Origin of the sequence: Polycladomyces zharkentensis (genome assembly GCF_016938855.1) — a bacterium.
GTDB classification, from domain to species: Bacteria; Bacillota; Bacilli; order Thermoactinomycetales; family JIR-001; genus Polycladomyces; species Polycladomyces zharkentensis.
Genome location: NZ_JAFHAP010000005.1, coordinates 168,144 through 193,359, shown reverse-complemented (window position 1 = coordinate 193,359; position 25,216 = coordinate 168,144). Strand labels below are relative to the sequence as shown.

29 protein-coding genes and 1 pseudogene are annotated in these 25,216 nt (G+C 53.9%); 5 read left to right on the top strand and 25 right to left on the bottom strand.

Going from position 1 to position 25,216, the window contains the following annotated elements:
* The first annotated feature begins 54 nt into the window (after positions 1–54).
* Positions 55–135, top strand: a complete 81-nt coding sequence (locus JQC72_RS16810; RefSeq protein ID WP_302104538.1) for a hypothetical protein — start codon at positions 55–57, stop codon at positions 133–135.
* A 39-nt stretch (positions 136–174) separates the two neighbouring features.
* Here the strand turns inward: JQC72_RS16810 and JQC72_RS16805 are convergent.
* The 8 genes and pseudogenes from JQC72_RS16805 to nagZ all read right to left on the bottom strand — a co-directional run.
* A pseudogene (locus tag JQC72_RS16805) lies at positions 175–312 on the bottom strand (chorismate mutase); the annotation flags it as partial.
* Positions 313–476: 164 nt separating this feature from the next.
* Entirely contained in the window at positions 477–1,223 is a 747-nt protein-coding gene (locus JQC72_RS05440; protein ID WP_205493546.1) for an anti-sigma factor family protein, read from the bottom strand.
* Positions 1,224–1,239: 16 nt separating this feature from the next.
* On the bottom strand, positions 1,240–1,788 hold the full coding sequence (locus JQC72_RS05435; RefSeq protein WP_205493545.1) for an RNA polymerase sigma factor: 549 nt from the start codon (positions 1,786–1,788) through the stop codon (positions 1,240–1,242).
* A gap of 36 nt (positions 1,789–1,824) precedes the next feature.
* Positions 1,825–2,181 (bottom strand): bacillithiol system redox-active protein YtxJ, encoded by a 357-nt coding sequence (gene ytxJ, locus JQC72_RS05430; protein ID WP_205493537.1) that lies wholly within the window; start codon positions 2,179–2,181, stop codon positions 1,825–1,827.
* Positions 2,182–2,201: 20 nt separating this feature from the next.
* Positions 2,202–2,636, bottom strand: coding sequence for an EamA family transporter (locus JQC72_RS05425; RefSeq protein WP_205493535.1), 435 nt, complete (start codon positions 2,634–2,636; stop codon positions 2,202–2,204).
* Positions 2,637–2,931: 295 nt separating this feature from the next.
* Positions 2,932–3,273: a YtxH domain-containing protein gene (locus JQC72_RS05420; protein WP_205493533.1), complete on the bottom strand. Its 342-nt coding sequence runs from the start codon at positions 3,271–3,273 to the stop codon at positions 2,932–2,934.
* Positions 3,274–3,302: 29 nt separating this feature from the next.
* Complete coding sequence (locus JQC72_RS05415; protein ID WP_205493531.1) at positions 3,303–3,692, bottom strand: DUF948 domain-containing protein; 390 nt, start codon at positions 3,690–3,692, stop codon at positions 3,303–3,305.
* A 52-nt stretch (positions 3,693–3,744) separates the two neighbouring features.
* A complete protein-coding gene (nagZ, locus tag JQC72_RS05410) occupies positions 3,745–5,526 on the bottom strand; it encodes a beta-N-acetylhexosaminidase (RefSeq protein ID WP_302104517.1) in 1,782 nt (593 codons plus the stop codon).
* 390 nt (positions 5,527–5,916) lie between these two features.
* Here nagZ and JQC72_RS05405 point away from each other — a divergent pair, with 390 nt between their 5' ends.
* Positions 5,917–7,002 carry an isocitrate/isopropylmalate family dehydrogenase gene (locus JQC72_RS05405; protein ID WP_205493529.1) on the top strand — a complete coding sequence of 362 codons (1,086 nt, stop codon included), beginning with the start codon at positions 5,917–5,919 and terminating at the stop codon, positions 7,000–7,002.
* Positions 7,003–7,053: 51 nt separating this feature from the next.
* Here the strand turns inward: JQC72_RS05405 and JQC72_RS05400 are convergent, their stop codons facing one another.
* The 6 genes from JQC72_RS05400 to JQC72_RS05375 form a co-directional block, all read right to left on the bottom strand.
* Positions 7,054–7,926, bottom strand: coding sequence for a hypothetical protein (locus JQC72_RS05400; protein ID WP_205493528.1), 873 nt, complete (start codon positions 7,924–7,926; stop codon positions 7,054–7,056).
* A gap of 127 nt (positions 7,927–8,053) precedes the next feature.
* A complete protein-coding gene (locus tag JQC72_RS05395) occupies positions 8,054–9,460 on the bottom strand; it encodes a sensor histidine kinase (protein WP_205493527.1) in 1,407 nt (468 codons plus the stop codon).
* Positions 9,447–10,145: a response regulator transcription factor gene (locus JQC72_RS05390; RefSeq protein WP_205493526.1), complete on the bottom strand. Its 699-nt coding sequence runs from the start codon at positions 10,143–10,145 to the stop codon at positions 9,447–9,449. The genes JQC72_RS05395 and JQC72_RS05390 overlap by 14 nt, the downstream gene beginning before the upstream one ends.
* 74 nt (positions 10,146–10,219) lie before the next feature.
* Positions 10,220–10,606, bottom strand: a complete 387-nt coding sequence (locus tag JQC72_RS05385) for a VOC family protein (RefSeq protein ID WP_205493525.1) — start codon at positions 10,604–10,606, stop codon at positions 10,220–10,222.
* Between the two features lie 86 nt (positions 10,607–10,692).
* Positions 10,693–11,814 carry a mandelate racemase/muconate lactonizing enzyme family protein gene (locus JQC72_RS05380; RefSeq protein ID WP_205493524.1) on the bottom strand — a complete coding sequence of 374 codons (1,122 nt, stop codon included), beginning with the start codon at positions 11,812–11,814 and terminating at the stop codon, positions 10,693–10,695.
* A gap of 189 nt (positions 11,815–12,003) precedes the next feature.
* The gene (locus JQC72_RS05375; protein ID WP_205493523.1) at positions 12,004–12,309 is read right to left on the bottom strand and encodes a hypothetical protein; all 306 of its coding nucleotides are present in this window, start codon (positions 12,307–12,309) and stop codon (positions 12,004–12,006) included.
* Between the two features lie 184 nt (positions 12,310–12,493).
* Between JQC72_RS05375 and JQC72_RS16450 the strand changes: the two genes are divergently transcribed.
* Positions 12,494–12,616 carry a hypothetical protein gene (locus JQC72_RS16450; protein WP_302104516.1) on the top strand — a complete coding sequence of 41 codons (123 nt, stop codon included), beginning with the start codon at positions 12,494–12,496 and terminating at the stop codon, positions 12,614–12,616.
* 803 nt (positions 12,617–13,419) lie between these two features.
* Here the strand turns inward: JQC72_RS16450 and JQC72_RS05365 are convergent.
* The 6 genes from JQC72_RS05365 to JQC72_RS05340 all read right to left on the bottom strand — a co-directional run bounded on the left by JQC72_RS05365 (position 13,420) and on the right by JQC72_RS05340 (position 18,280).
* Positions 13,420–13,839: a Myb-like DNA-binding domain-containing protein gene (locus JQC72_RS05365; protein ID WP_205493519.1), complete on the bottom strand. Its 420-nt coding sequence runs from the start codon at positions 13,837–13,839 to the stop codon at positions 13,420–13,422.
* A gap of 38 nt (positions 13,840–13,877) precedes the next feature.
* Positions 13,878–14,471 carry a hypothetical protein gene (locus JQC72_RS05360; protein ID WP_205493518.1) on the bottom strand — a complete coding sequence of 198 codons (594 nt, stop codon included), beginning with the start codon at positions 14,469–14,471 and terminating at the stop codon, positions 13,878–13,880.
* Between the two features lie 258 nt (positions 14,472–14,729).
* Positions 14,730–15,149, bottom strand: a complete 420-nt coding sequence (locus JQC72_RS05355) for a DUF309 domain-containing protein (RefSeq protein WP_205493516.1) — start codon at positions 15,147–15,149, stop codon at positions 14,730–14,732.
* Between the two features lie 11 nt (positions 15,150–15,160).
* Complete coding sequence (gene nagA / locus JQC72_RS05350) at positions 15,161–16,408, bottom strand: N-acetylglucosamine-6-phosphate deacetylase (RefSeq protein WP_205493514.1); 1,248 nt, start codon at positions 16,406–16,408, stop codon at positions 15,161–15,163.
* A 415-nt stretch (positions 16,409–16,823) separates the two neighbouring features.
* Positions 16,824–17,567 carry a tetratricopeptide repeat protein gene (locus JQC72_RS05345; RefSeq protein ID WP_205493512.1) on the bottom strand — a complete coding sequence of 248 codons (744 nt, stop codon included), beginning with the start codon at positions 17,565–17,567 and terminating at the stop codon, positions 16,824–16,826.
* A gap of 188 nt (positions 17,568–17,755) precedes the next feature.
* The gene (locus tag JQC72_RS05340) at positions 17,756–18,280 is read right to left on the bottom strand and encodes a DUF3907 family protein (RefSeq protein ID WP_205493511.1); all 525 of its coding nucleotides are present in this window, start codon (positions 18,278–18,280) and stop codon (positions 17,756–17,758) included.
* A 422-nt stretch (positions 18,281–18,702) separates the two neighbouring features.
* Here JQC72_RS05340 and JQC72_RS05335 point away from each other — a divergent pair, with 422 nt between their 5' ends.
* Together JQC72_RS05335 and JQC72_RS05330 are read left to right on the top strand one after the other, a co-directional pair.
* On the top strand, positions 18,703–19,962 hold the full coding sequence (locus tag JQC72_RS05335; RefSeq protein ID WP_205493508.1) for an MFS transporter: 1,260 nt from the start codon (positions 18,703–18,705) through the stop codon (positions 19,960–19,962).
* 93 nt (positions 19,963–20,055) lie between these two features.
* Complete coding sequence (locus JQC72_RS05330) at positions 20,056–21,423, top strand: vWA domain-containing protein (protein WP_205493506.1); 1,368 nt, start codon at positions 20,056–20,058, stop codon at positions 21,421–21,423.
* A 17-nt stretch (positions 21,424–21,440) separates the two neighbouring features.
* Here the strand turns inward: JQC72_RS05330 and JQC72_RS05325 are convergent, their stop codons facing one another.
* From JQC72_RS05325 to JQC72_RS05305, 5 genes are all read right to left on the bottom strand, one after another.
* Positions 21,441–21,626, bottom strand: coding sequence for a hypothetical protein (locus tag JQC72_RS05325; RefSeq protein ID WP_205493504.1), 186 nt, complete (start codon positions 21,624–21,626; stop codon positions 21,441–21,443).
* A 487-nt stretch (positions 21,627–22,113) separates the two neighbouring features.
* The gene (locus JQC72_RS05320; protein ID WP_335342401.1) at positions 22,114–22,533 is read right to left on the bottom strand and encodes a CoA-binding protein; all 420 of its coding nucleotides are present in this window, start codon (positions 22,531–22,533) and stop codon (positions 22,114–22,116) included.
* Positions 22,534–23,165: 632 nt separating this feature from the next.
* On the bottom strand, positions 23,166–23,885 hold the full coding sequence (locus JQC72_RS05315) for a metallophosphoesterase family protein (protein ID WP_205493500.1): 720 nt from the start codon (positions 23,883–23,885) through the stop codon (positions 23,166–23,168).
* Positions 23,863–24,324 (bottom strand): GNAT family N-acetyltransferase, encoded by a 462-nt coding sequence (locus JQC72_RS05310; protein ID WP_205493498.1) that lies wholly within the window; start codon positions 24,322–24,324, stop codon positions 23,863–23,865. Before JQC72_RS05310 ends, JQC72_RS05315 begins: the two co-directional genes overlap by 23 nt.
* Positions 24,321–25,085, bottom strand: coding sequence for a sugar phosphate isomerase/epimerase family protein (locus JQC72_RS05305; RefSeq protein ID WP_205493496.1), 765 nt, complete (start codon positions 25,083–25,085; stop codon positions 24,321–24,323). Before JQC72_RS05305 ends, JQC72_RS05310 begins: the two co-directional genes overlap by 4 nt.
* Positions 25,086–25,216: the final 131 nt, after the last annotated feature.

Sequence of the window (25,216 nt, the reverse complement as noted above, 5' to 3'; positions counted from 1 at the left end):
GAAATCAAAAAACGATACGGTGTACAAAAGTTCGACCCGATTCGGGAAAGAGACATGTTGGAGCGGATTGTGCAGCATAACGAGGGACCGTTTGATGATAATACCGTCCGCCATCTGTTCCAGCAGACTCAATGAAGCCTTGAAAATCTGCTTGAACAGATGGCGGACGGTATTATCATCAAACGGTCCCTCGTTATGCTGCACAATCCGCTCCAACATGTCTCTTTCCCGAATCGGGTCGAACTTTTGTACACCGTATCGTTTTTTGATTTCCCCGATTTCCTTCACCACTGACGCACGTTCATTGATCATCCGAAGCAATTGCAAGTTAATCTCGTCCAGCTTTTGCCTCAGCTTTTCAATCTGACTCATTGCTCTCCCCATCCATCCCTTATGAAAAATTTTCGCTTATTATAGCGCATCGGGAGGTGATATGTCACCCCGGACCAGGCAAATGGGCAAAAGAAAAAAATCAATCAATGATGACGGATTAAATGACTGGCCCACTGCAAGATATCCTGATCCCGGGCGGGCGAGGAGAAAAATTGCACTTTGGGGCGTTCTCCCGGCGTAATCACAACCGAAGTGGGAAACCGGACAGTATCATGTCCCGTGAGTTCATTCCAATCTTCTCCCACACGTTCCAACAGCATCCGCAATGTATCAGCATCGGGAACTTTGATCAATATCAACCGGTCCACTTGCCTGTACCAATCCGATCCCGCCTGATCGATCAGAAAACGCAAAGCGCCGGGATACACCAGAGCCGTCGCGGTTGAAATACGGGCCGGCCATTGTTCCGGTGTGAGAATCCGAACGGTATCCCGATGCGGGATGCGGACTGTATCTGCAGATGTCGCCAAGATGGTGTATTCGGGGTCTACCGTTTCCTCCGCTCCGTTCTGCGCTACACTGATGGAAGAGACGGACAGGGACGATACGGGTGTTTGGTCATGCTCACCGCGGTAAGGAACATAGGCCAACAGGAATATGGATATGCCCACCGCCACCCATTTGACCAGTGAGAATCCGCCTGCCGTTTGGGGAGACCGGGCTTTGATCCGGATGTTTTCCAGTGTGTCGACCAGTGCGATCATATCCTGCAGGTCCCGTTTGCAATCAGCACACTCTGCCACGTGGGACTTCAGACGCATACGGTCGGCTTCCCCGATTTCTTGGTCCACGTATAGCTGAATGAGCTGATCCATGTCCCTGCAAGACATCGCCCGCGTCCACTCCTTACCCTTTTTTCGACAAACGTTCCTTCAACATCTTCCGCGCACGAAACAGCTGCGTTTTGACTGTTCCCTCCGGGATCTCCAATTCTTTACTGATCTCAGTATATGACAGGGAGTAAAAATGACGCAATACGATGACGCGCCGATAAATCTCGGGCAGATTTTGAATCTCCTCTTTCACCCGTTCCAGAAGCAAACGTTGTTCCACCTGCTCCTCCACCGAGGCCATACTGGTGGTCGGAGGGGGTTCTGAATGAATAAACGCGTCTTCCAGCGCGACCAGCTTCAAACTTTTTTTCCGCTTTTGGTCCCGGAAACGATTGGTCATCATCGTCCGCAACCATGCTTTCAGCGACTTCTCGTAAACGTATTTGTTGGATTTGCGATGTGCTTGCCAGATCGTCTCCTGCGTCAGATCTTTGGCGTCTTCGGGGTTTCCCGTCAGTCGGTAGGCGATATGATACAGGTAACGCCGGTGCTGTTGCAGGCGCTCCATAAAATCATCCGCCACCAACTTCCGCGACGAGACTCGCATTTCCTTTGAGCTCATGACAACCTCCTCTGTTCCCCATTCTCCCGTTAAAACCTATTTTTCAATGTGTGCGGCTACTGCTTGTGCCAGACTTTCTTCCGTCACGTTCCAATGGGAAGCGTGCCAGACGGCTTTTCCATCCTTGATGAGCAATGCTTGCGGTGATTCATGCTTGACTTGCAGCCGTTCCGCGATGGCGTTGGAGACCGGACGATGTTCAATCACGGTGACCACGCCCATACGGACGGATTCGGCCTGCGAGGTGCCGGCAAAAGCGCGAAACGCTTCAAATGCTCCGGCACTGATCGGGCATTGGGTACTGTGTTTCAACAACAACAACGGCTGTTTCCGGGAATCTTCCAACCAAGACTCCCATTGTTCCTCCGAGGTGATCAACGGCAACTCGCTCATTTCCTCCATCCTTTCCGCCATCAAGATCCTTTGGTGTCTCCCAACAGCAGCACCCCTGCCACCACCAACACAACGCCTATCATTTTGGTAATGGTAACCGATTCGCCAAACACAATAATGGAAAAGAAATAGGCGATAACGGGGAAGCCGCCCACGATCGGCATAACACGGCCGATCTCTCCGTATTGCAAAGCTTTAAAATAAAAAAACTGGGCGAACAGCACACCAAATACACCGCCGAGCACGACAAACACCAACGACTGGACGTCTGTGGTACGAAACAGGTGTGCTTTGCCGGAAGTCACCAGAAACGAAGTGACCAGCATCGTTGTGACTGACGCGCGGATGAACAGCGCCAAGGCGGGATCGGTCCGAGCCAATCCCAGCTTTTCAAAAACGGGCGCGATCCCGAAACTGAGCGCAGCCAAGAGCGCGTACACAATTTCTTTATTCATTATCATACCTCGTTTGGACCTTTTTGTCCCATGTATATGATTTGTCCAAACGGGTTAGACACAGACCTTGTCAGGATGTCCCTTGATCAGGAAGCGCCCGGGGGAACTGATGGATTATTACCCGCCCGTCCATCCTCAAACACCTGTAATATTTTCCATTTTCTGCGTTCCTCTTTTGTTCCGGGTAAACTTTTTCCTCTCGTTCCTTGCGTCGCTGCGCCCGCCTGAAAAAGGTCTCCCAACCGGTCAGCCGGAAGCCGGCCGGGAGACTGGTTCCGTCCTTCCTTCTTTTGCATCATCCGTCTTTCCGGGTGTCTGACGGTTCCCTTTGCATTTCAGGGATGTCGACCAAGATCCGTTCCTTTCGCATGTTATCTGACGTTGTACGCAATTCGATCCATTTGGACTTGGCCACTTCCTTGACCTGCTCCCATTGTTCCGGGCTGATGTCAGCCTGTTCCCTGATCGCTTCCATCCACTCCCGCCCTTTCTCTTTGGCTATATCCCAGCGCTTGCCCAGCTCTTCCCGCATCTCGCGACCGGTTTTGGGTGTCAACAACAAGGCGGCAGCCGCTCCGATCAAACCACCCACAACAGCCCCCAACAAAAAATTCCTTCCACCCGTTTCTTTCGCCATCGGCCACACTCCTCTCTCCCAAATCTGCTTTATTTATCGCGGGGTCCCTGCCGTTGAAGAAACCACTCCAAAACCGCCCCCACCACGGACAACAAACCGCCCAGTCGGCGGCGCACCGATATCACTTGTTGATGAAGACCGGTGGAAAGCTCCTGCAAACTGGTCCCCGCGGTGTGGAGCGATCGAAGAAGCGGATCAATCCGGCCGGTCTTCTCACGGACATCGGCAACCAACATCCGCACTTCCTGCATAGTGGACCGGGATTCCCGCAATGTCTCCGACAATTGTTCCTCCACTTGTTGAACGGCTTTTTCCACCGATTCCACCGCATGATTCCATTTCATTAAGGAAATGACCAAAAAAATGACCAATACCAAAAACGAAACCGCGATCACCATCAAACTGATTGCAATCCACATCGGACTGCCCCTCCTCGCCCCATTCTTTCCCCAACATTTCAGAAGAAAAACGTTAACGACCCGGTTGAGCCGTTCGGTCGATGAGCATCCCGGCTCCTGCAGCATACTTTCCAGGTATGGAGACCGGCAGTCTGCCTTTTAACGGCATCCGACCCGTCAGCGCCTTTACAGCTGCGTCCAGCAATACGGGATTGGAACCGTACAAAGCCAAGTACGTCGTGTTTCTCGGCAATTTAGCCACATCATAAGGCGTATTCAGGCCCAAGGCGATAACCGGTTTCCCTGTCCCCTCCAATTGGCGGACCAATTCCGCCTGCTGTGGATGCAATACGGCACCGGTGAGACCCACGACCACTGCATCAGCGTCCTTTGCGCTTTCCACCACCCGTCTCCGCTCGGCCGCTGCGGGATCGGCGTCAATTCCCAATGTTTCCACACGAAATCCCGCATCAGACAACAGTCGGCTCAAGGCCACCGGTTTTTCGGGTGAAACCACCAGCACACGCGGTAACCACCCGGGGCGCAAGGGCAGACGTCGGTCCGGATCCTGCACCAACGTGACGGCGCGTGCGGCAACCGCTTCGGCTTGCCGGGCCGCCTGTGGTGATCCCACCACCCGCTCCGCTTCGTCCGGGTGCGCATACACTTGTTTGGCGACGGCATGTTTGCCCAGCCGCTCCGCTTTTAGACGTAAAATGCGACGAACCGACTCATCGATCCGCTCTTCGGAAATCTTTCCGCTTTGGACTGCCTGTTTGACCGCCGCAATCGCGGATCGTTGTGCGGAAAGAGAGTGGGCAACCAGGACCATGTCCGCTCCCGCCTGGATGGCCCGAACGGCGGCTTGCGGTGTACCGAATCGTTTGGCGATGGCGCCCATTTCCATGTCGTCCGTAATAATCACTCCCTGAAAACCCAGCTCCTCCCGCAATAGACCGGTCAACGCCCGGTGAGATAACGTGACGGGCGTACCCGGTGCAGGATCGATCGCCGGAAAGGTGATGTGTGCGGTCATGACCATATCGGCACCACCCCTGATGGCTTCCCGAAACGGCACCAGCTCAACCGCATCCAGCCGTTTGCGATCATGGGTTACCGACGGCAGTCCGACATGCGAATCGACATGGGTGTCGCCATGTCCCGGAAAATGCTTGACCGCTGTCAGCACCTCCCCCTCATGGTAACCGCGGATGGCTGACGTGCCCATCTCAGCCACCATCCGGGGGTTTTCGCCAAACGAACGAACCCCGATCACCGGGTTGGCCGGATTGTTGTTTACATCCAACACCGGGGCCAAATTGAGGTTGATCCCCATGGCGCGCAATTCCCGTCCCACCGTTTTGGCCGATGCGTATGCGGTATCCGGATCAAACGTAGCCCCCTGTGCCATATTGCCGGGAAACTCCGTCGCCCCGTCGACTCGGGTGATTTCCCCACCCTCCTGGTCGACAGCGATCAACAGTGGTACATGCGGCTCAAACGCCACGGCCATCTGTTGCAACTGATTGGTCAACTCCCCCACCTGGCGGGGGTTTTGGATGTTGCGCGAAAACAGGATGACACCGCCCACATGATGACGGCGGATCAGTTCACGGGCATGGGCCGAGAGGCCGGCGGACGATCCCCATCTGTCCGGTTGGAAACCCACCATAAACATCTGGCCCACTTTTTCGTCCAGACTCATTCGGGCCAACGTCCTGTTCACCCAAGTGGCGTCCACCTCCGGCAACGGGCTGTGGATGTTGAGCGGACTCGGAACGGCCGACGGAAGACAGATCAACACCCACACCACCAATGCTGTGATGCTCCACCTGCCGATCCGTCCATGATTCATTCCTTTCCCTCCTTTCTATCTTTCGGATCGACTGCGGGGAATTCTTTTTCACACCTGCATCCTATCACAGTCGGTCGGGAAAGACTATCCGAAATCCTGTAAAGTTGTTCGAATCTTTCCCGCTGGTCGTAATGGATTGCGCGCGCTATAATGGGATAGGTGAGAAATGAAACACAGTTTCGCAACATGAAATGGAGATCATTCCGATATCCCCATCCAGCTCCAGGGGTGTCTGATCAATCCAACGGGCAGCCATGTTTTTTGAGTTGCCAAACTGAACGCAGAAGCCGAAAAACAAGCATGCCGGCCAAGGGCAATGTGCACAAGCGGAGCGAACGTATCCATCAGACACGCCCTGCAAATAAGACCGTGGAGAAAGGAGAACACATCATGTCGAATGTCAAATCGATCGTCGTGATGAAAGGGGACCAGACGGGTCAGGAGTTGTTGGAAGAAGCACTGCGTGTTCTCGATCCCAACGTGATCGGATTGGACTTGGAGTTTCTGGAATTTGACCTCAGTCTGGAAAACCGCCGGAAAACGAACAACCAAGTCGTATTGGAAGCGGCGCAAGCGATGAAACGGACCGGATTCGGTCTGAAAGCGGCCACGATTACACCTGAGGAAAAAGGGGATGTGGGCAGTCCCAACGCCATCCTGCGGCGGGAAATCGACGGCAAGGTGATCGTCCGAACAGGACGCAGAATCCCCGGTGTGCGACCGGTCGCCGGTACGTATGCCCCGATCTCCATCATTCGGATGGCGGTCGGTGATGCCTATGGCGCCAAGGAATGGCGCGAAGGCGAAGGAATGGATGAAGTGGCGTACCGGACGGAAAAAATCGACCGCAAAACGTGCCGTGCCGTGGCTGAGTTCGCCTTCCGCCACGCCAAGAAGACAAACGCCAAAGTGTTCGGAGGCCCCAAATACACCGTCAGTCCGGTATACGAAGGCATGCTGAAGGAAGAAATGGACGCGGCCAGCAAGCGGTATCCCGAAGTGCGCTACGAGCCGCAACTGATCGATGCCACTTATGCCTTGCTGCTCAACAGCTCGGGAGAACCGATGGTGATCCCGGCCCTCAACCGGGACGGTGATTGCCTGAGTGATATGGTATTGCAGTTGTTCGGATCGATCGCCGGTGCCGAATCGATCCTGATGAGCTTCGACGAAGATTTCAACCCGAAAGTGGTAATGGCGGAAGCGCCGCACGGGACTGCTCCTTCGTTGTATGGCAAAAATATCGCCAATCCCATGGCCATGATACTGGCAGGTGCTTCTCTGCTCACTTATTTCAATGATCCCAAAGCCAGCGCCGCCTCTCGCGCCATTTACGAAGCCACGATCGAAACGGTGCGCGAAGGAGTGCGAACAGCCGATTTGGGCGGCAACGCCACGACAACTGAATTCACCAATGAAATCATCAACAAGGTGCAAACCAAACTGGAAGTGTGGAACACGCTGCAAGGTTTCTGAGAAAATACAAACGCCCGCTCCCAGAAGAGCGGGCCTTCGACTATGGATTGCTCACAATGTATCAGACGATGCTGAGAACGGATCGAACCCGTCCAGCAAGCGTTCCGTTTGCAGCTGATCGTCGGTTTTGCCGGTTGAAGAGGTTTTTTTGTCACCGGATTCATCGGAACGATGTTGGTCATGCCATTTTTTCAACTGTTGGCGGAACAACTTTTTCAACTGTCGTGCTTCATCACGGACATCCTCCCGCTTCAATCCCAACGATTGCGCCACATCGCGCCAAGTGTTTTGGGACGTTTTCATCGCGACCACCTGTGCGATGTCCTTTCCGCTGGCCTTGGCCAACACCGCCGCTTTGATCACGTCTCTCGGCTTTAATTGAGATTGTCTGATCAATTGCGCCAGTTGCAGCGGATCTTTTCCCAAGTACGCGGACACCGTCTGCAACGCGACTTCAGGATGACGCTGAATGAACAGCCGGAGCAAACGATGCTTCGGCAGCACACGCGACAGTTCCCGTCTGAACGCCTGACGGTCAACATGGAAAGATTGTGCCACTTGCCCCCATGTTTTCCCCTTTTTTGCCGCCAGAACCGTCTCGATTTTCTGTCTGCTCAATTTGGCGATCACTGCCGCCGGCACCAGCTGTCGGGGTTGGATACCCCGCTCCGTCAGCGACTGGATCTCAGTGACACTGACGCCCAAATACCGCGCCACCCGTTGCACCAGTGCCTGTTTGTCCTTTTTCGCATCCGTTGTTGTCCCGCCACTCGTCAACAACTGAGTGCGGGCCGTGGATGCGAACCACGAATCCGAGGACGATCCGCTTTGCTTTGCCTGCGCGATGTGATGAACGCCCAGCACGCCGCCTATCAACAGTCCCGCCGCGGTTCCCGTGATGACCACCTTTTTCAGTTTGCGCATGCTTCTCACTCCCGTCATGACTTTTGTCTATTATCTTAACCACAAATCATGACGAAATGATGACGAAGCTGCGACGAAAAATCATAATCAGACCATGCAAGGAAGAAGATCAAAACGGGCATCCGAATCACCCGCCGTTTCCATCCGGCAACCAAACGGTGAAACAGGTGCCTTTCCCCGGTGTGCTGTCCACCCGAATCTGACCGCCGTGAGCCTTCACCAATTGACGGACGATCGCCAATCCCAGACCCGTTTCTCCTCCCTGCCGCGATCGGGAGGGATCGGCTTTGAAAAATCGATCCCAGATCCGGGCCAATTGCTCCTCCGTCATCCCGATCCCCGTATCCTCCACACAGATCCGGGTTCCACCGTCGGTTTTGTCAGCCGTGACACGCACCCATCCACGCTCGGTGAATTGGAGTCCATTTTTCACCAGATTGATGAGGATTTGCATCAATCGGTCGTAATCGGCGATAACCATCAGGTCACGAGGTGCATCGATCTCCAACCGCAATCCTTTTTCCTCGGCGACGGGACCCAGTTGTTCGACCACGATCTCCAATACCTCGGCGATTGGAATCTGCTCCTGTTTCAACTCGATTGTCCCCGACCGAATCTTTTCCAGATCGAGCAATTCGTTGATCAACCGAATCAACCTCATCGTCTCCCGCTTCATGGACGCCACCGCCCGCATTCGCTCCTCTTCCGTCACCATACGGGACTCCAATCCTTCCAACCACCCGCGAATGGAGGTGAGCGGTGTGCGCAATTCATGGGAAACGTCCGAGACAAACTGCTGCCGGCGCAGTTCGAATTGACGGATCTCCTTTTCCCATTCCGCCAACCGTTCAGCCATGGCATTCAGATCACGGGTCAGCTCCATCAACTCCAGCGGGCCGCTTTCCACCTCCGCACGTGCGTGATAACGACCCTGCCGAATCTCACCGGTCAACCTGCGCAAGACCTCAATACGGCGGACCCATCCCCGTGTGAACCATCCGCTGAGCACCAATGCCACCACCAACGCGATCGATGCCGCCAACAGGAGTCCGGCACGGATCCGCCGGATTGCCCGGTTGATTCCTTCCACGGGGGAAAAAAGAATCCACGCCCGCAGATCGGTTTGTCTCCGGTCGGGGAAAATCACCCATGTCACCGGTTGGTTCCCGATTCTATCCCTCCCTTCCACCACTTTTCCACGCATCAACCTGTTTCTCACATCGGAGCTGATCGTCACACTGTTTCCCCTGAACCCGACGGGAAACAATACCCGTCCGCGTCCATCCACTTGCAGTACATGGATGTCTCTGGCACCCAACACCGGTCGCAACTGCCTCCATCGACGTACCAATTCGCCGTCCGTAGGGGTACTGGGAATCACCAACTGGCCGATCTCCCGCAATTCCTTCCATTTCTGCTGATACAAAAATTTTTGTACGGCCACGGATGTGATGGCCGACATCAGCATGACAGCCGTCAGCAACACCGCGATCTGTGCGGCCAACATCTTGTGAAACAACTTACCGTTCTTCATCGACTTCCGCCTCTTCCCACTTGTACCCCACACCCCACACGGTATGGATCCATTCCTTCCCCGGGACGGCAATCTTTTTTCGCAACCGCCTGATATGCGCATCCACCGTGCGCTCGTCTCCATAGAAATCGTATCCCCAGACGGCATCCAACAACTCCTCGCGTGAAAACACGCGGCGCGGATGACGCAGAAAATGGCACAACAGATCAAATTCCCTGGGTGTCAATGGCTCAATCTTCACGCCGTCCCGCCATACTTCCTTCGTTTCACGACGTACGGCAAAATGACGGGTACGAATCCAGTCTTCTTCTCTGTCTCCCTCCTTGAGCGAACACCGCCGTCGGATCGCTTTGATCCTGGCCATCAACGCCAATGGGCTGAACGGCTTGGTCACGTAATCATCCGCCCCGATTTCCAAACCCAACACCTGATCTGACTCTTGTATCCGGGCTGTCAACAGGATGATGGGTACATCCGATTCCCGACGGACGCGTCGGCAAATCGTGATTCCGTCCATTTTGGGCAACATCCAATCCAGGATTAACATATCGTACGGCTGACTTTTCCACATTTCCCATGCCGCTTGGCCGTCATGGACAAATTGGGCGGCATACCCTTCTTTATCGAAAAATAATGACAGCATTTCGCAAACGGCCGGATCATCCTCCGCCACCAAAATCCGCATGAAAAAACCCCCTCTCCGTTCCCTGCTCCCATTTCAGCATAGAGAACGTGTGAGGGGATTGGCAAGTGCGGCCGCTACATTCCTTCAGCCGGTTGGACCAGCACGAAGTGGTTGCCGTACAGGTCTTCAAAGACGGCTTGTACACCCCACGGCACTTCCTCCGGCTCTCGGACGATCTTCACGTCCCGGTTGCGCAGTTCCTCCACCGTTTTTCGACAGTCGCGGGTGCTGAACACCCAGTGGGACGCATTGCCCGTTTTGAGTGCCGTCTCCGTCTCATGCGGTTTGTGAAGCACAATCACGACATCCCGCTGTTCCCGGGGACAAACCGTCACCCAGCGGTAACCGGGACCGTATTCGACATTGTCCTGTACCTCGAATCCCAATTTTTCCGAGTACCACGACAGTGCCCGATCATAGTCATCCACCACCAAGGTGACATGCGTCAATTTCTCGATCACGTTCAATCCCTCCTGCCATTTGTCAACATGTTGAACCGGTTGCGCCTCTTACTCATTCTGCGAACATATGTACGTTCCCTTCCAATTTAATAATAGATCGTACCGTCCCACAAATATTGTTGAAGTGAACGAGGTTCGATTTCCACCCCGATTCCCGGTCCGTTCGGTACGCGAACCCGTCCTCCGACCGGTTGAACGGGCAACAGGTTTGATAACGGATTCTCCATTGCATCCCACTCCACCGGCTCGACATCCTCTCCCGCCATTTTGCTCCATGGCGGGAGACAGCTTTGTGCCAGTACGGCGTATAGCCGGGACAATATCCCGTCAAACGCGTGCGGGGAAACTCGCACCCCGAGATTACGTGCCATCCGGAGCGTATCGAGGAAATTTCCCACTCCACCCAGATGAGCCGGGTCCGGTTGGATCACATCCAAGACACCCTGCTGCCACCAGTATAGAAAGCGCTGCGGTTTCGAACCGTTTTCTCCCCCCGCAACCGCAATCGGGCATCGAGACCTGAACATCCGGTAAGCGGCAACCGAATCCAATGGAAGCGGTTCTTCAAACCACAACCAGTGATCGTTTTCGCTAAATACTTTGATCCACTGACTGGCTGCAGCCATGTCGTAACTCTGATTGGCATCCACCGCCCACTTCACGGCTCCCCGCAGGGTGGAGATCAATGCGGCGATGTGCTGTTGATCTTCTTTGATCGGCTTTCCGCCCACTTTTACCTTGACCAGACTGAATCCGCCCTTGTCAACCGCTTGTTTCACCATGTGAACGGATCGGTCGATCCAGTCGGGCCGATCCGTGTAGGATTGGAAGGAGGCGTAGACCGGCACCTCGTTTCTCCTCCGGCCACCCCACAAATCGCAAACTGACAACCCTGCACGTTTGGCTACGATCTCTGTCAGCGCCATGCTGAGACCCGCCGCGATGCGCGGATGCCACTTGCGGACAGTGGCCACCAGCTCGCCGCGGTTGAGACAACATTTGCCGAGCAAATAAGGAATGACACGATCTTTGAAACCCTTCACCAACGTGGGTAGCCAGTCCGTACACTCTCCCCACCCCGTGAGGCCAGAAGAGGTACAAATCCGAAACCACATACTTGCCCGATAATTTTTCCATCCGTTGGCATCACCGTAAGACTCCGAGAGTTGCCAAAACAATGGGTATGTTTCCACCGCTTTGATTTGCATCAAACCACACCTTCTTCTCAATCCTGCACTTCCGTTATTCCATGACATTAGTCTGGTCTTCCTGTTGATCGCTATACCAGCGGTCAGCTAAAAAAGAAAAAAGACGGGAGACCCGTCGAGACTGCCGACAGCGTTCCGCGTCCTGGATATGTCAGTTAAAACTTTTGTCCGGTGAACTTTTCCTTCTTGTCAGCGCCTTCCCCCGCCACCGGGACGTTTTCGTTTGCCATGCAAGATATCCATGCCCATCTGTGGGTTGGAACGAACCGAATCGGCAAATTGTTGCAATTCCTTCTTGTCCACGTCGGCTTGCGTCACATGGAGCAAATAGTCCAACACGGCACTCATGCCGCCTCTTTCCCCCGCTCTTCTGGCACCTTCCAAAATGCCCTGCAACTGCTGTTCGGTCAACACCTGTTGGCCCAAAATGGAGTTGATCATATGCGTCAACTCTCTGATAGACGGCTCGCGTCCCGCCATGTCCAATCCCTCCATCAGTTAATATCCTCCCTTCACCTTATGTCGGGACACCGGGCACGGAACGGACAACCGCCCCGTTTGGGCGCCCAAATCCCGCCGCACATCAAAACGGGACAGACGTTCAAAAACCGTCTGCTGCAAAATGGAATATGCTAAAACATCACCCTCACCGCAGCAAAAAAAGAAGAGGTGTTGGCCCTTGTGGGATTACTGGTACGACTACCCTTACTACGAGAACGCTGTTTACAGAGTACTGTTGCTGTACCTTCTGATCATCGCCACGATTTTCTGGTTTTTCGGCGCTTTCGACGACTTTCTGTAATTGGTTCTTTTGCCCACGGGTATCCGCCTGTACACCGAAAATCTGCATAGCATAAGGTATAGCAACCGGGAACAAAAGGAGGAAGCCGAAATGCCTGCTACGGATTTGGCTTCGGCCTCTGCCGCCTCCTGATTTTCCTGTTGGTAATTTCCCATATCTTCGTTTACTCCAGTATCGGCTTCGGTTACACTTGTTAGCTTCATTTTGAGATAGAAAGAAAGGGGGGACGATCCATGGGCTATGGTTACGGTTACGGCTTCGGCATCGGTTTGCGCCGACTGCTGATCTTCCTGTTGGTCATCGCCACTATCTTCGTCTTCGCCGGTGTCGGCTTCGGTTACTAGTGTTGACCGACATCCCATGATGCCATTGAAAGGAGGGGAGAAAATGGGCTACTACGGTTATGGCTACGGCTTCGGCATTGGCCTGCGCCGACTGCTGATCTTCCTGTTGGTCATCGCCACCATCTTCGTCTTCGCCGGTGTCGGTTTTGGTGGCTACTAAGGACGACAGCAAAAACAAAATTCTGTTAAAGGGGACGATCGCGTGAGCTACGGTTACGGCTACGGTTTCGGCATCGGCCTGCGCCGACTGCTGATCTTCCTGTTGGTCATCGCCACTATCTTTGTCTTCGCCGGTGTCGGCTTCGGTTACTGATGCTGACCTGTTGCTCCCCTGTTCCCTCAGGGGACTTTTCCATCCATCGTTTTTGCAAAGGACCCGCAACAGGGTCCTTTGTTCGTTATCGACAAAACCCCCTTTTTTACAAAAGGGGGAGCCAATCCGGACCATACGACTTGCAATCAAAAATCATGAATGCGCGCATGATTTCGTTTGCCCAACAACTCCAGCAACAAATGATACTCCTCCAGCAGCATCATCTCAAAAAACTTCATGTCACCTTTCAGCTTCTGATTCTCTTTTAACAACGTTTCGTATTGCTTTTGTTGGGATTCGACCAGTTTCTCCAACTTATTGATTCGTTCTGACAGTTGCTTTTGTTCCCGTTCCCATTGGTTTCGAAATCTTTTCGACGAGATCCACAATGTCTCTTGGGGGGCGCTTTGAATCTGCTTCCACCGTTCATAACAAGAGTTCGGCGTTTTTCCGATTTTTTCTGCTGTTTTTTCAAATACCTGTTTTTTTGCCAATCCCACCTTTTGACACAAAGTCACCCAATGGATCAACTTCCGGTCCTCTTCTTCACTCCACGAACGGGACAACGACTGCACCTCTTTCTCGGCTGACTCTCTAACTCAGTTTATGAATGGGAGTCACTGTTCGTATCCACGCTCGTCTGATCCAATAAAGAATCGGCTTCCGTCGGGTCGGCAGGTACGGTCATCCGTTGTCTCGCTTCCGATACAATCGGGTCCGACTTACGCAACACCTGCATCACTTTCAGCAGTTGCTGATACTGCTTCAGCAATCGGCTCATCGAATCCCCGCTAAAAACGGGTTGGGTGAGTTGTTCTCGCTCCGCCATCAGTCGTGCCAACTCCTGCTCCTGCTCTTTTTTCTTGTTTTCCAGCTCCTCTATACGCTTACGAGTTCGTTCCCACTCTTCCCCATGTTTTTGGAGAAACGAGAGGATGTCCCGAAAGTGGAACTGCTCCGCGGATTGTCGTTTTTTCAATTGTTTGGCCACACGCTGCCGCTTGGCTTCCTGAAAAGCGGCCGCTTCTTTTCTCCTCAACACCGCGTTCCACCGAAAACCGCAGGCACCGGGTGTTCGACCCACCTTTTCGCCTACTTCAGCGAACGCATCCAATTGTGATCCACCTTCCCGGATACAGCGGAGAACGGTGTCTACCAGCAAACGATCTTCTTCTTCCGTCCATCTGCGCCCTTTCATCGTTCTCTCTCCTTTGCCTCATTCTACCTCTAACTTATTGAGAACACGGGCGGATGGTGCATACCGTTTCTTTGTATTTCAAAAAAAAGTCCGCCCAAAACCGGGGGACTATCATCTGATGAACCGGGACGCGTCCGGTTAAGCCTTTTTCCGCTCGCTTCCGTTTCCACTAACGAATGGTCACCCTTCACGCAAGTCGATCCATGATCAGGGCACAACCATTCTCGCGATGGCTCCATCACCCGTCCGTTCTTGTTCTCAAGAGGCGTCTGAACCGCCTTCATCATGCGATTCATTCCCGTTCTCCAGGTGCAGAGCCGGCAGAGGACAGACACCCAGCCCCAGTGCCTCCACTTCCTGAGGGTCGAGGATCGACGATTCTTCGGGAAGCGTAGACAGACACTGCCGCAACCACTCCAGCACGCGGCTCACATTGACACCGTCCTTCTCAGGGAAAAAAGGCGACAAATATCCGATCGCGGAGCGGGCCAGCTTGCGGGCGCCGCGGATTTTTCCCCGTTTCAGCTGATGCATCACCGCAGCCACTTGGATCAGGCCATGGTAAAAATCGTTGTGCCGCTGGGTTTGCCACAGCTCCTCCAGTACTTCGTGCGCCTCCCAATACTCCTCAGTGTGATAGTGCGAAAAAAAAGCTAGATACAGCGGATGAAAACCCATGGTGCATCTCTTCACTCCTTTTTCTCCGCTTCTGCGATCAAGCGCCCCTTGACCCATACGCGAAGAACCCGGCAATTTTCGTCCGTCAACACAATATTGGCCAGTTTCCCGGTTTCCAGACTGCCCATCCGGTCATCCAACCCCAGTTTTTTCGCAGGTGCGAGGGATGCCATACGGACTGCTTTCCATAGGGGGATATGCGCATAACGCGCCATATTGCGAACCGCTTCATCCATCGTCAGCAAACTGCCGGCCAATCCACCGTCCTCCAGCGTCGCTTTCCCCGCTTTGGCATATACGGTCAGACCTCCCAGCTCATATCTGCCGTCCGGGAGTCCAACGGCACGAATGCCGTCGGTGATCAACAACAGACTGTCCCGTTCCTTCACCTTGGCCAGCAAGCGAATCACTGCGGGATGAACATGAAAGCCGTCAGCGATCACTTCTGTTGTCAAGCGGTCATCCGACAACACCGCTCCGACTGTCCCCGGTTGACGGTGGTGAAGACCGGTCATGGCATTGAAACAGTGCGTGGCGTGTGTCACCCCGGCAGCGATCGCTTCCTGCATCTCCTCATATGTCGCACCTGTGTGACCGGCGGAAACCACCACACCGCGATCGGCAAAACGGCGAATCAACTCCGGCGCTCCCGGACGTTCCGGGGCCAATGTCACCCATCTGAGCCATCCGTCAGAGGCATTCCATGCCCATTCGGCATCTTGCGGTCGGGGATCGGTGATGTACGCCGGGTTTTGTGCACCACGATGACGCGGACAAATCCACGGCCCTTCCAGATGGACCCCCAATACTTCCGCACCTTCCCGCATTCGTGGAGCTTCTGCGGCCACATTGGCCAATGCCTTCTCCAGACGTGGGCGATCCATCGTCACGGTCGTAGCCAAAAAACCGGTAACCCCGTGTCGTGCCAATGTCTTCGCCATGGTGCGAAGCGATGACGGCGTTCCGTCCATCACATCCGCTCCACCTGCACCGTGAACATGTACATCGATCAAGCCGGGCCAGATAAACCCGGTCGTTTTTTGCACAACCCCCCGTTGCCCGTACTCCTCCAAACACGGACCTGCATACAGGATTCGTTCCCCCTGAAAAACCACCATTCCGTCATCCAATATGCCATCCGCCAGTACCACGCGACCGCATATGGCGGTCCACTCGCCCGAAGACATCATTCCCTTCACCTCACCCGCGCCCGTAGGGTACACATGGTTTTCTCTCAGCTTACCCCGCTGAAGAATCATCGTCAACCGAACTCCCCCAACGGATAAAAAGAAAAGCCCGCCGGGCAGGCAGGCAAAAGGGGTTTCATGCACATTCCATCAAAAGGGAAGGATCAAAAGCTTAATTGATATTGATTCTCAATATCAATTATAGGATACCCGATTTTATCGGATCGGTCAATACCCGCTCATAAAGAAAAAGACCAGGAGATTCCTGGCCACATGAAAGAGGGTCAAGATTAGGAGTTATGAAGCGTGGTAGCTTAAAGCTACGGGCTGTTGCCAGCCGGATCCCATGCGTGAGTGGTCATGGGATCTGCGCACCGATGACCGGCACGATTGAGCAAGGAAGATGAACATCGTTCACCTTCGTTGGACATTGTACCATTATTCTCGAAATTTGTCGATATTTGCTTGAATTTTTCTTGAGGAAAAGTTAAGAGCGAACCCTTTTGCGAAAGAACGGAAATACCGGGAACGAAAAGGCGCGCTTCTTTTCCTGCGAACGTTTCACGACGCGAAACAGGGAACGGATCTCTTTGTTTCTCGGGTCGGCTTCGACTGCCAACCGGAGGTGTTCCACGGCCTGATGAAATTCCCCCACTTGCATCAACACTTTGGCACAACGCTGGTGCAAAAGCGTGTCCCCTTCGTGATACCAGTTGGCGATTTCCAAATGCAACAGCGCCTGCCGCCGCCGACCTGTACCGGCATACACTTCCGCCAGCAGGGCGTGTCCCAGACCGTCACGCGGATTCAACTCCAAACCGCGCAACAAATGCGATTCCGCCGCTTGCAACATCCCTTCCGTTGCGAGCAGATACCGGGCGTATTCGCGATAGGCGGGACTGAAATCGGGATGTTCCCGCAGGAGTTTGCGATACGTCTCTCCGGCTTCCGCCGTTTGCTCCAACCGTTCGAAAATCATGGCGAGAAGCAAATATCCTTCGGCTGATTGCGGCATCTGTTGAAGGGCTTTTTCCACCGTTTCTTTGGCCGCTTCATAATGGCGCTTGCGGTATTCCAACCAAGCCAATTCCAGATAGTGAGAGGCTTGCGGATCCGATGCGATGCGGCGCAGCAAACGCGCGCGGGAACGACGGTAATCAAGGGAACCCAAGAGCTTGTCCGAAGGTTGAAAAGACCAATCGGACCCCAGTGCCGTGCCGGAGCCTGCCATGAAAGATTCCTCCTCTTCCCTTTTTCTGCTCGATCCGAAGCATTTCACACCTATGCCGATCACAACCGTGCCACGGAATAACGCTTTGATTGTATCGCATTCGACAATTCTTGTCACGGTTTTTCGACAAATTTTTCACGAAAAAAAGCGGGATTTTTCTCTCCCGCTCATTTTTTCCGTTATGATATTCACGTTGCGGATGATACGTTGGTGATGTGCTTCTGCATCCGCACCCGCGTGATGTAGTCCGTCTCGTAATATTCCAGCTCGTCGCGAAGCTGTTCAAAGATTTTGGAGAGCGACAGCACGAGTTGTCGAAGCGACTCTGCCGGCTTCCTGCGAAACGAAATCGCGTCCATGCTGGTGTAGCAGTACCGCCCGTCCTCTTCGTACACTTCGTTCCGGGGATAGTAGAAATTGTACACGCACGTGTGCACGATCTCGTTCAGGACTTTTTCGGCGAAATCCTGATTGAACTTGGCCCGGCGGAGAACAAGGCTGACCTTCTCATAACCGATCTCACAGGCCACACTCAAGTGCCGGAGGTCACTCAGAAATTCCCGGTAATATTCCTCCATCCCCTCTTGGTCACCGGTCTCTTCCAACAACTGCGGAACACTGGTGTAGTTCAGAAAGGACTCCAGCATCGTCTTGGCTTCTTTCAGCTTCTCACGAGTCAACACACACAATTCTTTGGTCTGCTCAGCAGGCATGCGGTTGTGAGTACCCCCTTGGAAGACATCCAAATCTTGGCTTTTCCGTAAGCAGGCTTGCTCACACAGCCAAAGTCGCGGGCTTCTCTCTTCATCCGGCGTGGCCACCCACTCCATCCGCGATGGCTGCATCCAAGCCTGTTTCCGCTTGTTTCACGAGTCACCGCTCGCATTGTGGTTTTGCATTGCACACTCCTCGGCTTGATTGTATCAAAATTCCGTCGGACTTGCGAGAGGGCGGAAGCACTTTCCCATCCGACGACATTGGTATCCCCATTCGAAAAGGCTGTGTTTTCCCTCTCACTCGACAACGGGCTTATTATTCCCTATTTTTTGAATTACACTGATATGACGGTCCGAAAATTGCTACAATGGGATAAGAAAACAGGGTGATCCCATTTTTTGTCGAAAGGGAGTATACGATGAAAGCCTCTCTGTTCTTGCCGCTAAAAGTCCGACCATTCCGCCTGTTGATGAGCGGTCAGATTTTTTCCGATCTGGGCAATTGGTTGGATTTCATCGCATTGAACGCCATTTTGGTGTTTCAGTGGAAAATGGGTCCAGGTGAAATGGGACTGTTTCTTGTTGTCTTCGGCTTGCCGTGGATCATGTGCGGGCCGCTCCTGGCCGTATGGAGCGATCGTTACTCCCGCAAGACAATCATGATTGGTTGCGACATCGCCCGGGTACTGCTCGTATTGGGACTGTACTGGGTGGACAACTACTATCTGCTCCTGTTGCTGGTCTTTTTGAAAGGCACATGCGGCGCGATGTTCGACCCCGCACGGCAAGGGATGATCCGCAGCACCGTCCCGGCCGATCTGCTGAAACAAGCCAACGCACTCAGTCAGGCGGTGCTGACCGCCGCCAAAATAATCGGTCCTTCACTGGGAGCGGCACTTTTGACGGTGACATCCCCGCACACGGCCTTTCTGGTGGAAGCGGTCGGTTTCGTGTTATCCGCTTGTTTTTTGATGTTTTTACCGAAAACAAGATCGGCACTGAAAGAAGAACGGCAAACACAGCACTTTTGGTTGGAATTTCGCGAGGGAATCGGTCACATCGGGGCGCGGTCGGTTCTCCTGTCCGGTCTGATCTGTTCCTCCATCGCCATGTGGATGATCTTTTTGATCGAGGGTTTGGGTTCCGTGTGGACCCGCGTGATGGGCATGCCTTCCACCGCCTACGGCACGCTGGTGGCTGTGGTCGGTTGCGGCAACGTGATCGGTTCGATCGTGTTGGGAGCGTGGCGAAAAGCCCCGCATCCGTTGGGGCTGATCCTGGGCTCCCATGTGTTGTTCGGCTTGCTCACTTTACTCAAAGGACTTGGCGGCATGGGATGGTTACCACGAGACTTCGTTTTTTACGTGTGCATTTGGTGGATGATCGGTTTTATCAACGCATTCTCCACGGTTTCCTTCAGTACCCTGTTGCAAACCGAAACCCCGGAACACTTGATGGGACGGGTGAGTGGCGTCGTCACCGCCGTACAAAACGCCGCCATCCTGATCGCCCCGATGGTCGGCGCTTGGCTGGCCGAGTGGATCGGGGTGAGCCGGGTGTTTATCGTCTCCGGTGCCGGGTTGATCCTTTACGCCATGATCATGAGTTTCCGCCTGCCCCGGTTGTTGCGCTCGACGGAGACGGTTCCTGCCGAGCGGCAGCAGTCATTGCCGATGTGATGGCCTTTCACATTCAAACTTTTTTCGTAGTGATTTTCATTTCAACGTGTTGTACCATGAAATTTGTCAACCCAATCCATCCGAGGTGATCATGTGAAGAAGTGGTTGTCCTTTGTCATCATTTTTTCCGTTTTGTTGCTTTCGGGTTGCTCTTTGCTGATGCAAACGGCCCAGACATCCAAACCGGGTCAGACAAAACCACAGGCCAAAAAAACAGAACCACTTGAACCTTGGCAAAAAATCAAACCCGAAGATTTCCGCGCAGCCACGACACCGGAAGGCATGGTGAAGGAAGGACCCGGCAAATATGCGGGTTACGACTATGATGCGGCGGCCCTGCAAAGCGAATTGGCCAAATTGCCGAACGGCCTTTCCACCGATCAATTATACAACCGGCTGATCTATTATCTGGCCGAGAATTACAAACCGATCGTGGACAAGCTGGATCACTTTGACACGTCCTTCGAAATCCGCAACAAAGCACCGGATGACTTGCGCGTTCAAGCTCCGGACGCCAAAAAGCTGAATGTCGCCATCCTGCTGGACGCCAGCGGCAGCATGGCCGGGAAAATTGACGGGAAAACCAAAATGGAACAGGCCAAAGAGGCGATCGGGCGGTTTGCCTCCCAGCTTCCGGACGGGACGACCGTTTCCCTGCGGGTCTACGGTCACAAAGGGACCAATCAGGCCAAGGACAAAGCGATGTCCTGCAACAGCAGCGAAGTGGTGTATCCCTCCGGTACCTACGACGCCGCCCGATTCCAACAAGCGCTGGGACGTTTCCGCCCGGCCGGCTGGACCCCGCTCGCCAAGGCCATCCGGGACGCCCAATCGGACTTGGCCGCACACAACGGTCCAAATACGGAGAATATCGTCTACATCGTCAGCGACGGCATTGAAACTTGCGGCGGCGATCCGGTAGCGGCGGCACAGTCTTTGCATCAATCCAACATCCAGGCGGTGGTCAACATTATCGGATTTGATGTGGACAATGCCGGACAAAAAGCGTTGCAGGCGGTGGCCGATGCCGGGGGCGGGGAATATTCAACGGCCAAGGATCAACAGGATCTGGAGATGTATCTGGAAGAGCAATACACCCAAATGTGGTTGGCCTGGAACGACTGGGGCAACACCAACTGGCTGGACGTCAACGATCAATACAATGCCAAATGGCAACGTCTTGAGCTGATCGCCGGATATGCCGGCAGCCAGTTCGACAACAAACTGCAGACGGAACGCAAACATCTGGATAGCGCCTTGGAATTTTTGGATCGTAAAAACAAGCTGCAGGACGGTCAGTATTCCGAACTGAGCAACAAAATCATCGATCGATACAATGCGTTGGAATCATACCGACAACAACGCTATGACAAATTGGATCAAATTTTGACCGAGAAAAGAGACAAGCTGCAGGCTTTCATCGAACAGAAACAGCAGGAGATGCAAAAGAAATACGAATGAACACAACAACGCGCCCCTTAGTGATAAGGGGCGCTATGATGATACTCGATCGTGCGAGCGATGATTTCATTCAGGTCTTCCGGTCCGATGGAAGACACGTCTCCCCGGATCACGATGTGGGAGTTCAGCTCCTCTTCCTTCAACAGATCGTACAGATCGGGTGAAACAGTCAGTACCAGCGTGGACAACTTCATCGCTTCCACCGGAATCACCTCTTCGGTGTTCGTTGATGTGCTGACTGTTAACCATTCCTTAACTTTTATTATGAACCGGACTCCGACGTGTTGCAACCTTGGGCTACCCAATTTTGCGGAAGAGGAAAACACCGTCTGTGGCTCGGGTACATCCATTGCCGAAAATATGTCCGGCAAATCTCACGCACACCGTTTTCCCGGATCGCTCCACCAGCGCCCGCAAGAAGGCAATGCAAAAAGCCGCCAGGAGCCTTGAAGATCAGAACACGGGCAAGTTCGCTCCGTCGGGAGGGAACAACCCGCGATCTTACTCCCGCGCTTATCGTTTCGAAGCATCCAGTCCGTCGTTCGCCTGGAAAAACAATGCCCCCTCAGACACGCCTTCAACTGTAAACATACCCGGCCACCCGAACCCTTTGAGGACACCGCTTGTTCCCAGCCTGACAACTGCAGATTGTGTTTGATCCCGCATGCAACCTCGATGGACGCTGTTTGCTCACCGTACCAACAAGGCATGATCCACCTTGATACAACGATCCATCACGACGGTCATGCCGTGTTTTTTGGCATAATCGGCCGCTTCCTCATTCACAATCCCCTGTTGCAGCCACAGCACTTTGGCCCCCGCCTCCACCGCTTCCTTGGCAATCGGCATTACATGCTCACTGCGGCGGAACACGTCAACGATATCGATCGGCTCCTCGATCTCCAACAGCGAGGCATACGGCCTTTCTCCCAGCACCGGACCGGATAGATTGGGATTGACGGGAAAAATCCGGTAACCGGCATCCTGCATGGCTTTGGCGATCATATGGCTGGTTCGCTCCGGGTTGTCGGACAAACCGACGACGGCAATGTTTCGGGCCGACGACAAAATTTCGCGCCGCACGGCATCACTCGGATTTTGATGCATCACAACCGCTCCTTTACAAAGGGCATATCTGGCCCATTCATTTTTTGATCCAGGTGTGCTTATTTCCTCTCTCCCGTATCGCCGGACCGAAAGGTTGATCGTGGAAAACAGTCCACCTTTCTCCTGATCCATGATCCGGTTTCAACACTTACTATACCGCAGGACCAGACAAAAAACACCCACTTCGCTCTCAGACACCTCAGTGCCTGCATCCCTATCAATTTCTGGATGGAATATTTTTCTCTATTTTCAACAACGAAAATCGCGGGAATAATAGAAGTAAGGACAATGATTCCGCTTCCATTGTCCCCTTCACCTCCCCGCTCGAGGAGCTGTGGACTGATCGCAACACACTTCACTGAATGAGATACGCCCATCCCTTATCCGGTGTGAAACAATCGGTTCCGCAGCTCCTTTCTTTAACAAATTTGAGAAGAAAACCGTCTCCGTCAAAGAAAACGGACAAACCGAATTCACAACTGAACGAACTCGCCCCAAAACACCCGTCCCAGGCGATGGATTGAGTCACACCTGTCGTTTCACCGTCACCTGTTGGTCTTCGCTTCCGAAAAATGCTCCACTAGCACCACCGCCCCACGGACATCATGCACCCGTAATGATGTCCCGGTCTTCCATCATTCCTCCAGCTTGGGCCACGGCGGCAAAGGCATATTCCGTTCTCTGATCCGATGGATTTCCGGCGCAATGTCATAATCCACCCGATATTGCTCAAAGCTCCAAATGCCGTCCCGCCATTCGGCGATCGTGAAGCAGGCGATCGGCCGTCCGTCCATGGGAATGGAAACGGAAGAAACGTTTAACACGATCCGCTCTCCCAACAATGTTAAGGAAGGCTGATGCCAATGACCGACAGCGATGACGCGTGCTTCCGTATCACCGTAATATTTTGCGCCTTCCGTTCTCAACAGATCCGGACGGGGCAACGGTTGGTTCGTAAATGACGGAGAAGCATGGCATACCAACAGGGATTGACCGGGAGCGGGATCAAATGTCCGCGTCACCGGCAACGAACGGAGAAAGTCCAGCCGTTCTTCACCCAACCGTTCGCGGGTCCATTTGACATGGACACGAAACCGTTCCAGCCGTACCGGATCGGAACCTGCTTCTGTCTCGATCGGAAGCAGTCCCGACACCATATCATCGCAATTGCCACGCACCATTTTGACGCCTTCTGCCCGTAAGAGATCCACCACTTCCTCCGGGGAAGGACCCATCAAGACCATATCCCCCGCACACACCACGGCATCAAACGGCCCCCGCTCGCGGAGCTCCCGCAACACCGCTTGCAGAGCCGTCACGTTTCCGTGAACGTCAGAAAACAGGGCGATTCGCATGTTTCTCCTCCTTTGCTTTCATTCGGTATTTGATCTCCGTTTCCCCCACCACGCGAAATCCCAGACGCTCGTACAAACGGCGGGCAGGGTTCATTTTGAGCACCTGCAGCGTGACAGCCACCCCCTGTTGATGCGCTTCCTCGAGCAGCTGCCGGATCAGAGCCGTGCCGATCCCGCGGTTTTGGAAAGCGGGCAACAGCTCGATATGACGCAGATGCCACTCATCCGCCCGGCGATCCACAGCGAAAACGCCGGCGGGACGTCCGTCCACTTCGATGATCTGATCTGATCCGGGTCGGAATTTTCGTTTCATGTCCGCCCGCTCGGCGGCGTCGTTCCATCCGCGCAAACGCTCCACGTACCGGCGCATGTTGGTTTTGTTCAGCGTAAACACAAACGCGAAATCTGCCTCCGTGGACGGTCGCAAACGCACCTTCATTCCATCCATCCTTCGGCTTTCAGATAAGCCGCACTCCGTTTCACTTCCTCTATCGGAGAAACTCCCTCCCTGCACGCATCCTGTTCCCCAATAAACCATTCTGTACCCGCTTCCGTCCCGGCCGTCATCACCGCCCCCACATCGAGCAGACCGGAACCGACGGCGGCGAAAAAGCGGTCCGGTGCATCCTCCATATCCTTCAGATGGATCAACGGTACGCGGCCGGCATAGCGACGAATATACCCGGTTTCCGACATTCCCGCTTTTTTCAGCCAATAAACATCCAGTTCCACCTTTACACCCGCTTCCGCCGTTTGCTCCAACAACCAATCCAGTACCGGTCGATCCTGCACCCGATGTTCCAGTTCAAAGTCGTGATGGTGATAACCAAACCGCAAACCGTGTTCCCGACATACGCGGGCGATGTCGATCAGATCGCGGGCCAACGCTTGCGCCTCATCCGGTCGGGTGATCCGTTCCGGCTCCACCCACGGGCAAATCAGCGTGTCGCAACCGATGGCCCGATGAAAGGAAATCACGTCCGGGAGAGTCGTTTTCAGCTCCTGCAATCCCACATGGCTGGCGATCGGATACAATCCGGTCTCATGCAACAACCGCCGGATTTCCTCCGTGGACTTTCCGTGAAATCCGGCAAATTCCACCCCGCGGTAACCCAATCGGGCAATGGCGTGCAGCACGCTCGCCATATCCTGTCCCATTTCCCTCCGCAAGGTGTACAGTTGAAGTCCGATTTGAGGCATATGCGTCCCTCCTCTGTTTCTTGCCATACGTTCTTCTGGGGCGTGTCGGTGAATACCGTCCGCATTGTTTTCCCGGTTCACTCCACCAGCGCCCTGCCAAGGAAGCAGACCATGACCGCTCCGCCCGGGAA